At 68.6% G+C, this 12380-nt stretch carries 13 protein-coding genes; 7 read left to right on the top strand and 6 right to left on the bottom strand.

All coding sequences use genetic code 11. From position 1 onward, the window contains the following. The first annotated feature begins 115 nt into the window (after positions 1-115). Positions 116-1063, top strand: coding sequence for an acetaldehyde dehydrogenase (acetylating) (locus G6027_RS02030; RefSeq protein WP_182634932.1), 948 nt, complete (start codon positions 116-118; stop codon positions 1061-1063). Between the two features lie 5 nt (positions 1064-1068). Next, positions 1069-2133 carry a 4-hydroxy-2-oxovalerate aldolase gene (gene dmpG / locus G6027_RS02025; protein ID WP_182634930.1) on the top strand — a complete coding sequence of 355 codons (1065 nt, stop codon included), beginning with the start codon at positions 1069-1071 and terminating at the stop codon, positions 2131-2133. Positions 2134-2175: 42 nt separating this feature from the next. Here dmpG and G6027_RS02020 read toward each other — a convergent pair whose 3' ends face one another. From G6027_RS02020 to G6027_RS02005, 4 genes are read right to left on the bottom strand one after another with little or no spacing between them, the layout of a single operon-like run. Next, positions 2176-2697 (bottom strand): flavodoxin domain-containing protein, encoded by a 522-nt coding sequence (locus tag G6027_RS02020; RefSeq protein ID WP_182634929.1) that lies wholly within the window; start codon positions 2695-2697, stop codon positions 2176-2178. A gap of 13 nt (positions 2698-2710) precedes the next feature. After that, positions 2711-3772 carry a ferredoxin--NADP reductase gene (locus tag G6027_RS02015; protein ID WP_182634927.1) on the bottom strand — a complete coding sequence of 354 codons (1062 nt, stop codon included), beginning with the start codon at positions 3770-3772 and terminating at the stop codon, positions 2711-2713. Between the two features lie 55 nt (positions 3773-3827). Further along, positions 3828-4223, bottom strand: coding sequence for a hypothetical protein (locus G6027_RS02010; RefSeq protein WP_182634925.1), 396 nt, complete (start codon positions 4221-4223; stop codon positions 3828-3830). After that, positions 4223-5446, bottom strand: a complete 1224-nt coding sequence (locus G6027_RS02005) for a Rieske 2Fe-2S domain-containing protein (protein WP_182634923.1) — start codon at positions 5444-5446, stop codon at positions 4223-4225. Before G6027_RS02005 ends, G6027_RS02010 begins: the two co-directional genes overlap by 1 nt. 188 nt (positions 5447-5634) lie before the next feature. Here G6027_RS02005 and hsaA point away from each other — a divergent pair, with 188 nt between their 5' ends. The 5 genes from hsaA to G6027_RS01980 all read left to right on the top strand — a co-directional run bounded on the left by hsaA (position 5635) and on the right by G6027_RS01980 (position 10837). Continuing rightward, positions 5635-6810, top strand: coding sequence for a 3-hydroxy-9,10-secoandrosta-1,3,5(10)-triene-9,17-dione monooxygenase oxygenase subunit (hsaA, locus tag G6027_RS02000; RefSeq protein WP_182634921.1), 1176 nt, complete (start codon positions 5635-5637; stop codon positions 6808-6810). Positions 6811-6843: 33 nt separating this feature from the next. Then, positions 6844-7743: an iron-dependent extradiol dioxygenase HsaC gene (hsaC, locus tag G6027_RS01995; RefSeq protein WP_182634919.1), complete on the top strand. Its 900-nt coding sequence runs from the start codon at positions 6844-6846 to the stop codon at positions 7741-7743. 102 nt (positions 7744-7845) lie between these two features. After that, positions 7846-8430 carry a 3-hydroxy-9,10-secoandrosta-1,3,5(10)-triene-9,17-dione monooxygenase reductase subunit gene (hsaB, locus tag G6027_RS01990; protein WP_241726731.1) on the top strand — a complete coding sequence of 195 codons (585 nt, stop codon included), beginning with the start codon at positions 7846-7848 and terminating at the stop codon, positions 8428-8430. Then, a complete protein-coding gene (locus G6027_RS01985; protein WP_346995600.1) occupies positions 8421-9644 on the top strand; it encodes a hypothetical protein in 1224 nt (407 codons plus the stop codon). The genes hsaB and G6027_RS01985 overlap by 10 nt, the downstream gene beginning before the upstream one ends. Further along, positions 9641-10837, top strand: coding sequence for a sulfotransferase (locus G6027_RS01980; RefSeq protein WP_182634917.1), 1197 nt, complete (start codon positions 9641-9643; stop codon positions 10835-10837). Before G6027_RS01985 ends, G6027_RS01980 begins: the two co-directional genes overlap by 4 nt. Before the next feature lie 10 nt (positions 10838-10847). On the opposite strand, the gene G6027_RS01975 is transcribed toward G6027_RS01980, so the two are convergent. Both G6027_RS01975 and G6027_RS01970 read right to left on the bottom strand, forming a co-directional pair. After that, positions 10848-11669, bottom strand: coding sequence for an inositol monophosphatase family protein (locus G6027_RS01975; RefSeq protein WP_182634915.1), 822 nt, complete (start codon positions 11667-11669; stop codon positions 10848-10850). Between the two features lie 10 nt (positions 11670-11679). Next, positions 11680-12380, bottom strand: a 701-nt coding sequence (locus G6027_RS01970) for an acyl-CoA dehydrogenase family protein (protein WP_277612281.1), incomplete at its 5' end; no start/stop codon positions are given.

The following is a 12380-nucleotide window of genomic DNA, read 5'->3' as shown; positions in this document are numbered from 1 at the left end:
GGCGCCCACCGCACCCACCCCGCCTGACGGGCAGCTTCGGCCTTCGTCGTGCACGTTGTTCCGCTGAGCGGCACGCCTGATTGTGGCGGAGAATGCAGGTGGAGAGACTGTGTGTATGACAGAGAAGACCACGCTCACCGCCGCGATAGTCGGGTCGGGAAATATCGGCACCGACCTCATGTACAAGCTCGAGCGCAGCGAGTTCATCGAGCCCAAGTGGATGATAGGAATCGATGCGGAGTCCGAGGGGATGAAGCGCGCCGCCGACCACGGACTCACCTGCATGTCCGGTGGGGCCGACGAACTGCTCGCCTCGATAGAGGCGGGCGGCGAGAAGCCCGACCTGCTGTTCGAGGCCACCAGTGCCTATGTCCACAAGGCCTACGCCCCCCGCTACGAAGCCGCGGGCATCACCGCCATCGACCTCACCCCCGCCGCGGTGGGCCCCATGGTCATCCCGCCCGCCAACCTGCACGAACACGTCGACGCGCCCAACCACAACATGGTCACCTGTGGCGGCCAGGCGACCATCCCGATGGTCCACGCGGTCTCCTCGGTCGTCCCGGTCGAGTACGCGGAGATCGTCGCCTCCGTCTCCTCCGAATCGGCGGGGCCGGGCACCCGCGCGAACATCGACGAGTTCACCGAGACCACCAAGCTGGCCATCGAGAAGGTCGGCGGCGCCAAGCGGGGCAAGGCGATCATCATCCTCAACCCGGCCGAGCCCCCGATGATCATGCGCGACACCATCTTCTGCGCGATCCCCGAGGACGCCGACCAGGACCTCGTCACCACCGCCATCCGCAAGCGCGAGAAGGAGATCCAGGAGTACGTCCCGGGGTACCGGCTGCTCCAGGAGCCGCAGTTCGACCCGCCCACCGAGATCACCGGCGGGATGGCCCGCGTCGCCATCTTCGTCGAGGTCGAGGGAGCCGGGGACTTCCTCCCGCCGTACGCCGGGAACCTCGACATCATGACCGCCGCCGCCACCAAGGTCGGCGAGGACATTGCCAGGACCAAGCTCGGCAGGACCGAGCTCACCGACACCACGCTCGGAGTGTGAGGACCATGGACAGGACCAACCCGTACAACGCAGACGCCCGCGCGTACAGCCCTGAGCTCGACATCCGCATCACCGACTCATCACTTCGTGACGGCTCGCACCACAAGCGGCACCAGTTCTCCGTCGGGGATGTCCGTGACGTCGTCGCCGCGCTCGACGGTGCCGGGGTCCCCGTCATCGAGGTCACCCACGGCGACGGTCTCGGCGGTGCCTCCTTCAACTACGGCTTCGCCAAGTCCTACGACCAGGACCTCATCAAGGTCGCGGCCGAGACCGCCACGCAGGCCAAGATCGCATTCCTCACGCTGCCGGGACTGGGGATCAAGGACGACATCCTGGCCGCGCGCGACAACGGTGGGTCGATCTGCCGGGTCGCCACCCACTGCACCGAGGCCGACGTCTCGATCCAGCACTTCGGGTACGCCCGCGAGCTCGGGCTGGAGACCGTCGGGTTTCTCATGATGAGCCACACCCAGCCGCCGGAGGTCCTCGCCAAGCAGGGCCGCATCATGGCCGACGCGGGGTGCCAGTGCGTCTACATCGTCGACTCGGCGGGCGCGCTGGTCATGGACCAGGTCTCCGACCGCGTCGCCGCCCTGGTGGCCGAACTCGGCAACGACGCTCAGGTCGGGTTCCACGGCCACGAGAACTTGGACGTGGGGGTCGGCAACTCGATCATGGCGATCCGTGCGGGCGCCCAGCAGATCGACGGCTCCACCCGCCGCTTCGGCGCGGGCGCCGGTAACACGCCCGTCGAGGCACTGGTGGGTGTGTGCGACAAGCTCGGCATCACCACCGGAGTGGATTTCTTCAAGATCGCCGACGCGGCCGAGGACGTGGTGCGGCCGCTGATGCCGACCGAGTGCGTCGTCGACCGGTCGGCGCTGATGCTCGGATACGCGGGCTGCTACTCGTCGTTCCTCAAGCACGCCGAGGGGCACGCGAACCGGTACGGCGTACCGTCGTCCGAGATCCTCATCCGTGCGGGCGAGCGCCGCCTGGTGGGCGGCCAGGAGGACCAGCTCATCGACATCGCGCTGGAGATCCAGAAGGAGCAGGCGGGAGTCTAGACCGCGTCAGTACAGAACGCGTCAGTACGTCGACGGGTCCGCTCAGTGACCGAGCGTGGTGTGCCCCTGCACCCAGTCCACGATCGGCCCGAGGGTGGACTCGTCGACGAACTCCACCCGCTCGCGGTTCAGCAGGAGGCGGGCCATCGGTTCGTCCGGGGTCTTGCGCAGTTCCCTGCGCAGGGCGGCCATGAGTACGCGGTCCACCCACCGCAGCCGGTCCGGGTCCAGGTCGCCGCGCAACTGGAAGACGGTGACCGCGCGCCCGGAGGCCGCCACGAGTTTCTGCGCGAGGGTGCCGCGACCGGGGTCGTCGGCGGGGGACAGGGCGACGACGACGAGAGCCGCGGGGCCCGGAGCCGAGCGGATCGCCCGGATGATGCGCCGCCGACCGAGGATTGTCGTGACGTACTGCGGTGCGAGGACGATCAACGGGTCGGCGGCGGCCGCGTCCCCCATCGAGGCGAGATCCACGGCGCGCGTTCCGATCCTCCCGGCGAGCGCGTCCGCGTACCTGCGGGTGGAGCCGTATCTGGAGGTGAAGGTGACGACAGGGTGGTTCACGCTCTGAAGTCTGTCACTCGGAGTACGAGACCTCGACGCGATCGGTCTTGGGCAGGAGCTGGCAACTGAGCACGTACCCCTCCTCGACCTCCTCCGGATCGAGGATCCCGTTGTGGATCATCTCGACCTCGCCGGACTTGAGAACACAGGCACAGGCCGAGCACTCGCCCTTGCGGCACGAGAACGGTGCCTTGATCCCCTTCGACAGCAGGACGTCGAGCAGCGGGGTGTTGCGGGGCCACGAGATCTCGTGGGTCTCGTCGTCGAGTTCCACGATCGCCGTGGCCGGCCCGGCGCCGTCGTCCGAGGGCGAGTCGTCGATCACGATCTCGGCGAACGGATCGCCCTCGATCGAGGAGAACGCCTCGGTGTGGATGAGGTGCATGTCGGCACCCGAGCGGCGGAGCCCGTCCTTGACGGTCTCCATGAACGGCGCCGGGCCGCAGATGTACGACTGGCGCTTGGCCGCCACCGGGTGCAGGAGGTTGCCGATCATCTCGGGGGAGGGGATGCCCGACACCGACTCGAGCCAGTGGAGCACGGTGAGCCGATCGGGGTTCTCCCGCTGCAGGGCCTGCAGTTCGTCCTTGAAGATCACGGACTTCTCGTCACGGTTGGCGTACACCATGACGATGTGGCCGGTGCCCTGGGCGAGCGCCGACTTGAGGATCGACATGACCGGGGTGACCCCGGAGCCGGCGGCCAGGAGGATGAAGTCCTGGTCGAGGTTCTTGGGCGTGAAGATGCCCGACGGGGCCAGCACGTGCATCGACATGCCGACCTCGGCGTTGTCACACAGCCAGTTGGATCCGTACCCGTCGACCGTTCGCTTGACGGTCACCTTGAGTCGGGAGTCCTCGGTGGGGGAGCTCGAGAGCGAGTAACAGCGCGCCACGGACCCGGTCTGGTCGCTGGGGATCCGCAGGGTGAGGAACTGTCCGGGCGTGTACCGGAAGTCCTCCTCGGCGCCGGCGGGGATCTCGAAGACGATCGACTTGGCGTCGGCGGTTTCCTCGATCACCTCGGCGATCGAGAGTTCGCGCACGAAGGAGCCGAGTTGTGGGGTGGCGGTCATGGATTGGGAGCCTATCGCTTGAATGCGGCGGGGCGGGAGATCACTCCGGGACGTCCTACTCCGGGACGTACAGCGGGTTGACCATGTGATCGGCGTCAGCAGGATCCACGCCTTCGGCGAGGGTGATCAGCCCCTCCGCGTAGGCGTACCGGATGCTCGCGAGCATCCGGGGGCAGGTGTCCTCGCCCTGCGGCCGCTCGCCGCCGTCCCGCCATTCGGCGAGGACGGGGCACGCGCGGTCACTGCTCGCGGTCCACTGGATGGAGGTGTGCTTCTCGCTGTTCTTCCGGACGGACACACAGGTACCGCACGCGCGGCACTCCACGGGCTGGAAACCCGCCCGGGTGTAGGTCTCGCGGTCTAGGTCGGTGTCACCGTGCAGCCGCGCGGCGCGCGCCGGGTCGGTCTCGTCCCAGGTGGGCGCGCGCCGCGAGTCGTGTTGCTTGAACATCACTTCTCCGCGCGGGAGGCGCTCGCTTCCCCGGCGACCTCGGCCATGCCGGTGTACTGGGTCTGCTCGTCCGAGAGCTCGGCCTCACCGGCCACCTGCTTGCGCATGTTCTCGGCGACCTCGCCCTCCCAGTACTGGTTGGCGGCGGTGGTGTCGACCTCGAACTCGAAACGCTCCTGCATCTCGGGCTCGACCTTGTCACGGTCCACGTAGAACTGCTCGTACCACCGGCGGAGCTGGTAGACGGGGCCGTCCTCCTCGCACAGGAGCGGGTTGGCGATCTGGGACTTGCGCTGCCAGATGCGGACGTCCTGGAGGAAGCCCTCGCCGAAGAACGTGGCGATCTTCGCGGCCATCTTGGCGGACGTCTCGTCGTCAAAACCCTTGGGCTTCTTGACCGACAGTCCGTACATCAGCACGAACGAGTTCTGATCGATCGGGTAATGGCAGTTGATGAGGATCGCTTCGGTTTCGAAGTCCCCGTACATCTGCTTGAGGGGGTTGATCATGTACGCCGGACCGAAGTAGGACGCCTCGGACTCGAGCAGGGTGTCACCGTACTTGCCGCCCGTCGGGTCATGGTCCGGCCGGCCCTTGGTGTTGAGGTACTGGGTGGCGGTCTGTCCTTCGAAGACGTTCTTGAAGTACGTAGGGAACGCGAAGTGGATGTAGTAGAAGTGCGCCATGTCGACCACGTTGTCGACGATCTCCATGCAGTTGGAGCCCTCGATCACGAGGCGGTTCCACTCCCAGTCGGTCCACTCGCCGGTCTCGTACTCCGCGATGGCGGGGATCGCGTCCTCGTCGCGGGGCGGGTTGCCCTCGTGGTCGTGCCAGACGAAGACCTGGCCGGACTGGATGTTGGTGATCCAGGCGCGGGTCCTGGCGCGCAGCGGGACGCGCTTGGCGTAGGGGATGCCCTTGCACTTGCCGTCGCCGCCCCACCGCCAGTCGTGGAAGGGGCAGGCGATGTTGCCGTCCTTGACCTCCCCGTCGGACAGGTCACCTCCGAGGTGTCGGCAGTAGGCGTCGAGGACGTTGACCTCGCCCTGGTCGTCCGCCCACACGACGAGCTTGGTGCCGAAGGCCTGGATGGAGTGGGGCTTGCCGTCGCTGAACTCCTTGACGGTCCCGATGCAGTGCCAGCCGCGCGCATAGCGTTCCCGGGTCTCGCCCGTGTCGATCTCGCGGACAGCTCCGGGGGCCGAGCCGATTGCGGTCATGATGATCCTCCTGAGGGCATGAGCCGGATGAGAACAGGTTATAGAATCGGGATGCCGGTCACAACCAATCCCTGTAGGCGCTGGCACGGGGTGCCATAGCCTGGATTCCTGGGGGTTCAGTCTGGTGAAAAACTGTAACGTGTTCTAGTCTAAGGCCAAGCGGCCCACAAAAGCCAGAGAGGGATCACATGAGCGAGCACGCCAACCACGAGGTCATCGACCGGATCAAAGCACTGCTGCCCGGTTTCGCCGAGCGTGCGCAGGAGACCGAGGACCTGCGCAGGGTCCACCCGCAGAACATCGCGGAGCTCGACGAGGCCGGTTTCTTCAAGCTCTGCCAGCCCGCCCAGTGGGGCGGGTACGAGGCGGACATGGAGGCCTTCTACACCGCCGCCATGACCATCGCGTCAGCCTGCCCGTCCACCGGGTGGTGCGCGAGCATCCTGGGGATCCACAACTGGCACCTGGCCCTGTTCCCGCAGCAGGCGCAGGAGGACGTGTGGGGCTCGGACACCACCGTCCGTATCTCGTCGTCCTATGCCCCGATGGGCGCGGCCACGAAGACCGACGACGGGTTCCTCCTCAACGGCAAGTGGTCCTGGTCGTCGGGCTGCGACCATGCCGACTGGGTGTTCGTCGGCGGTCCCGTGCTTGACGAGAACGGCAAGATGATCGACTTCTGCACCTTCCTGGTGGAGAAGTCGCAGTACGAGATCCTCGACGTCTGGCACGTCGCCGGCCTCAAGGGCACCGGGTCCAACGACATCCTCATCAAGGACGCGCTGATCCCCCCGCACCGCGTGCTGTCCTTCGGCGACATGGCCAACACGACCAGCCCGGGGCTGGAGATCAACACCAACCCGATCTACCGCATGCCGTGGGGCACCATCCACCCCACCACCATCTCGACGCCGATCGTCGGCATGGCGTTCGGCTGCTACGAGGTGCACCGCGAGCACCAGCGTGCGCGGGTCCGTGCCGCGTTCGGCACCAAGGTCAAGGACGACCCGTTCGCCAAGGTCCGGCTCGCCGAGGCCGCCGGGGACATCGACGCCGCGTGGCTGCAGCTCATGCGGAACGTCCGCGAGGAGATGGATCTGATCAAGGCCGGCGACTTCCCGGGTATGGACATCCGCACCCGGGCCCGCCGGGACCAGGTCCGCGCCACCCAGCGGTCGATCGACGCGATCGGGTTGCTCTTCCAGAACTCGGGCGCCCGCGCGCTCGAGGACACCTCGCCGATCCAGAGGTTCTGGCGGGACGCCAACGCCGGTCGGGTCCACGCCGCCAACGAGGCGACCAAGGCGTACATCATGTACGGGCAGAACGAGTTCGGCGAGAAGATCTCGGACTCGATGGTCTGATCCGCCGGAGCGGATCGAGAGGACTGACTAGGCATGGCAATAAGCAACTTCGGATATGTGCGGATCTACGCCACCGACATGGACGCCTGGCGCGAGTACGGCACCAAGGTGCTCGGGTTCGTCGAGGGCAAGGGCGACGATCCCGACTCGCTCTACTTCCGTATGGACGAGAACCCGCACCGGTGGATCATCGTCCCCGGGCCGGAGGACACGCTCGCCGCGGTGGGCTGGGAGTGCGCGAACGAGGCGGAGCTCGACGACGTCAGGCGACGTCTCGACGCCGCGGGAGTGGCCTGGCAGGACGCCCCGGACGAGGTGAAGCGGGACCGTAGGGTGCGGGGACTGATCACCTGCCAGGACCCGGCCGGGTTCACGCTGGAGATCTACCACACCATCGCTCTCCAGCACCGCCGCATCCCGACCCCCTACGGGCACCAGTTCGTCACCGGCGACCAGGGGGCGGGTCACATCGTGCTCTCCACCCCGGACGAGGCGGCGGCGCTCGAGTTCTACCGGGACGTGCTCGGGTTCGCCCTCCGCGACTCGATGAGCCTGCCCCCGGAGATCGTCGGTCGACCGGCCGACGGGGAACCCGCGTGGCTGCGATTCCTCGGCTGCAACCCCCGCCATCACTCGCTGGCGTTCACGCCGTTCCCCAACCCCACCGGGATCATCCACCTGATGGTCGAGGTCGCGTCGGCCGACGACGTGGGGCTCGGGTTGGACCGGGCACTGCGCAAGAAGGTCAGGATGTCGGCCTCACTCGGCCGGCACGTCAACGACAAGATGCTGAGCTTCTACATGAAGACACCCGGTGGCTTCGACTGCGAGTACGGGTGCGAGGGCGTGCAGGTCGACGACTCGGACTGGGTGGCACGGGAGTCCACGGCCGTGAGCCTGTGGGGCCACGACTTCTCCGTCGGCTTCAAGTAGACGCCTAGGCTGGTTTCCCGGGCAGCAGGGTTGTCGACCAGCTGAGCCCGGGACGCCCGATGACGCCCGCGCACGACCGAGTCCAGGGAGGACCGACTTCAGATGAGCAGCACCGACCACCCCCCGGAGGGGCAGAGCTTCTCCAACCGGGAACTGCGCGACGCGCTCGGCCAGTTCTGTACCGGGATCACCGTCATCACGGCGGTCAAGGACGACGCGCCGGTCGGCTTCGCCTGCCAGTCCTTCTCCGCGCTCTCCCTCGAGCCGCCCCTGGTCCTGTTCTGCCCGATGAAGACGTCGGGATCGTGGAAGGGGATCGAGGCGGCCGGCAGGTTCTGCGTCAACATCCTCTCCGAGGAACAGGAGGACGTCTCCTCCACGTTCGGCCGTCGTGGCGACGACAAGTTCGCGTCGATCGACTGGTCGCCGAGCCCGCTCGGCTCGCCGGTGATCGACGGCGTGATGGCGTGGCTGGACTGCGAGATCGACCAGGTCCTCGACGGCGGCGACCACTGGATCGTCCTGGGGCGGGTCGCCAACCTCGGACCGACCGAGCGGGACGTCCGGCCGCTGTTGTTCTACCGCGGCGCGTATCTGAGCATCGAGGAGGACATCGTGGATCCGACGCCCGAGCAGGAAGAACTCGAGAACTTCATCACGTCCGCCGACTCGTACACGTGGCTGTGAGCGGCGCGGTGGGCCAGAACCCGGTGGAGGGGAACGGGGCGACCGGACCGCTGGCCCGCGCCCTGGCCGAGGCCGAGGAGATCATCCGGTCGGCGCCGCACGTGCGGACCGAGGAGGACGTCGCGGAGGGGCTCGACTACTTGCTCGGGACCATCCGCGGCGCCATCGAGACCGGTCAACACCGCGGGCGCACGCACCCGCAGCTGTTCCAGGCCACGGGCCCGTACACCAAGATGGGCCTGGACAACCCGGACACGCTGTACTTCTACGCCAACCTCACCGACGGCGCCGAGTACGTGATCGAGGGCCGGCGCGGCACCACGGCGGATCTGTCGTTCCAGGTCATGGCGGGGACGTATTCGGCCGACGAGCGCGCCGCGTCGCACGCGGCGTTCGACGACCGCGCGCTGGACATCGGCGCCGACGGACGGTATCGCTTCCGATTGGGGCCTGCGAGGCACGACGACGACGAGGGCGACGCCGGCTACGTGGTGCTCCACCCGGGGACCTCGATGATCGCCGTCCGCGAGGTCTACTCCGACTGGAGCAGTGAGGTGGCCGGGTCGGCGATCCTGCGCAGGGTCGACACGGTGGGCGCCGCGCCGGAGCCGGTGACGCTCGCCGGTCAGGAGAAGTTCTACGCCAAACTCGCCGAGGCGCTCGTCGGGCGGCTGCGGACGTGGTTGGCGTTCCCGGAGTGGTTCTTCGGCGACCAGGTCCGCAACACGCTGAACGAACCGCGGCAGACCCCCGGTGGGCTCACCACGCAGTTCTCCTCCGCGGGCGTCTTCGGGCTCGGGCCGGACGAGGCCATGGTGATCTCGGTGCCCGTCGCCGGGGTGCCCTACCAGGGCTTCCAGCTGGGCAGCATGTGGTACGCCTCGCTCGAATACGTGCACCACCAGACCAGCCTCACCGCCGACCAGGCGCACGTCGCCGCCGACGGGATGATCCACCTCGTCGTGGCCGACCGCGACCCCGGGCTCGCCAACTGGATCGAGACCCTGGGGCACCGCGAGGGCATCATGCAGTTCCGCTGGCAGCGGGTGAGCGAGCCCATCACGCCGGAGCTCGGCCCCACGGTCAAGGTGGTGCCGTTCGACCAGCTCGCGAACGAGGTGCCCGGGTACGACGACCAGCGGGTGACCGCCGAGCAGTGGCGCGAGCGGATCGCCGCGCGGCAGGACGCGTTCGCGCGGAGGGGACTGTCATGACCGGGTCGGTAGTGAGTGACGCGGAACGGGTGCACGTCGGCACCGTCGACGACCTCCACGCGAGCGCCTCTCGGGCGGTCGGGCTCGAGGACTTCGGCGACGGCGAGGACCGCCATCGCGAGGCGCTGGGCGTGCTGCTGGACTCCCTGCACTCCGACGCCGGCCTCACCCCGGCCGGGAGCAAGTACTGGCGCTCCGTGCTCAAGGGCGCGATGGTGGCGCGGCTCGTCTCGCAGGCGGGCTTCTCCGCGGACCCGGCCCAGGCGGACGTCGAGATCGTGCGGCCCGTCGTCGTCACCGGGCTCCCCCGCACCGGGACCACGGCGCTGCACCGGCTCCTCGGCGCCGACCCCGCCAACCAGGGGTTGGAGCTGTGGCTCACGGAGGTGCCCAAGCCGCGGCCGCCGAGGGAGCAGTGGGAGGACGACCCCACCTACCGCGGCCTGCGCGACCTGTACGCCGGGTTCATGTCGGAGAACCCCGACTACGGAGGGGTGCACTACATCTCCGCCGACGACCTGGAGGAGTGCTGGCAGCTGCTCCGGCAGTCGGCCACGGCCGCCTCCTATGAGTGCCTGGCCAGGCTCGACGGATACTCGCGCTGGCTCGAGGGTGTGGACTGGGTGCCCGCGTACCAGCGGCACAAGCGCAACCTCCAGCTGATCGGGGCGGATGACCCCGGGCGGCGGTGGGTCCTCAAGAACCCCAGCCACCTGTTCGCGCTCGACGCGCTGCTCGAGGTGTACCCCGACGCCGTGGTGGTGCAGACGCACCGCGATCCGCGGAAGTCGATGGCGTCCATGTTCTCGCTGGCGCACCGGACCGCCGCGGACTGGTCGACCCGGTTCACCCCGGAGTACATCGGGTCCTCGCAGCTCGACCTGTGGGCGCGGGGCGTAACCGAGTTCGACGCGGTCCGCGCCCGCCACGAGTCGGACCCGGACTCGCGGGCGACGTTCGTGGACGTCAACCACCGGGAACTGATCGAGGACCCGGCGGGAGTGGTGGAGCGGGTGTATTCGGCTGTCGGTACCGAGCTCGACGAGGGCGTGCGGGAGGCGGTCGAGGCGGAGAACGCCAAGAGCCTGTCCGGCGACCGGGCGCCCGCACACCGCTACACGCTCGCCGACTACGGGTTGAGCGAGGACCAGGTCGCCGAGCGGTTCGACGGCTACCGGGGCCTGGAGGACTAGAGGTACCGGGTCAGAGGTACGTCCGCGCCGCCTCGATGATGCGGTCGGCGACGTCCTCCTTGCACACGAGCAGGTCGGGGAACTCGTTCTCCTCGACGTTGTAGACCAGCTCGGAACCGTCGAGTCGGCTCGCGTGCAGTCCGCGCTGGCGCACCACCCCGTACGTGGCGGCGGAGTCCCACTGGTGGTGGCCGCTGGTGTGGATGTAGGCGTCGCACTCGTCCTCCACCACGGTGGCGGTCTTGCCCCCGCCCGAGCCGAGGCGGGCCAGCGAAGCGCCGAGGTTCTCGGCGAGCTCCTCCGCGAATGCCGGGGGATCGGCCTCCGAGACGGCGATGCGCAGGCGGTCGTCCTCGCGCGGGGGGACCAGCGGGCCGGGGCGCGGCCCGCGGATGATGGAGATCGGCTGATAGGTGGTGGCGCCACGGCCGGTGATCACCCGCCCGTACGCGGGCATGGCGATCGCGCAGGCGGTGATCCCGCCGGTGCCCTCGGGTCCTCGTTCCCACAGGGCCACGTGCACGGCCCAGTCGGGGCGGCCCTCGGCGCAGTACGAGCTGACGCCGTCCAGCGGGTCGATCATCCACACCCGGTCCGCCTCGAGGCGGGCCCGCGAGTCCGGGTTCCATTCGCCGAAGACGAGGTCGTCGGGGCGGGCTACCGCGAGCCGGTCCAGGATCACGGCGCGGGCCTCCCCCTCGGCGAAGTCGCCGAGTTCCTCCGGAGCGACACGGGAGACCCTCAGGTCGGTGAGCAGCCGTCCGGCCTGTGCGGCCAGGTCCTCGGCGAGTCGTTGGTCGTTGGTCCGTCCGTGCTCGGGGAAGGGGCTCATGCAGGTGATTCTAGAGGCCCGCGGCCACCTCGAGCGCCGCCAGGATCTCGTGGGGTTGGCCGAGCAGTTGCGCGGTGCCGTGGGCCCGCTTGAAGTACAGGTGAACGTCGTACTCCCACGTGATCCCGACCCCGCCATGGAGCTGGATGGCCTCGCCGGTGATCCACTGCACCGCCTCGGAGCAGTACACCTTGGCCGCGGCGGCCTCGATCTCGGCGGCGAAGGCGGCCTCCTCGGAGCCGGGCCCGTCCCCGAGGGACTGCGCCTCGGCGACCATCGCTGCGGCCGAATAGGACAGTGACGCGGCGGTCTCGGCTCTGACGTACATGTCGGCCATGCGGTGCTTGAGCGCCTGGAACGAGCCGATGGTCCGGCCGAACTGCGTGCGCTCCTGCGTGTACTGCACGGTCGCGTCGAGAGCGGCCCGCGCGGCGCCGACCTGCTCGGCGGAAATCGCCGCCCACCCCGCGGCACGGAGTCGGGCCAGGAAGCTGGGGCGGGTCGGGATCGGGGTCGCGGTGACGGAATCGAACTCGACGCGGGCCATCGTGCGGGTGGGGTCCATCACGGGGACCCTGGTCACGGTGACACCGGCGGCGCCGGCGGGGACCTCGAACAGGCCCACGTCCCCGCCCGAGATCGCCACGACGAGCAGCGTGGAGGCGGTGTCGGCGCCCAGGACGTGGTGGGCCGTGCCGCTGAGGGTGGGCT

It is taken from the genome of Dietzia sp. SLG310A2-38A2 (genome assembly GCF_014145095.1).
In the GTDB taxonomy this organism is placed as follows: Bacteria; Actinomycetota; Actinomycetes; order Mycobacteriales; family Mycobacteriaceae; genus Dietzia.
Note: the sequence above shows the minus strand (reverse complement) of the source record. Positions and strands in the feature narration are given on the sequence as shown.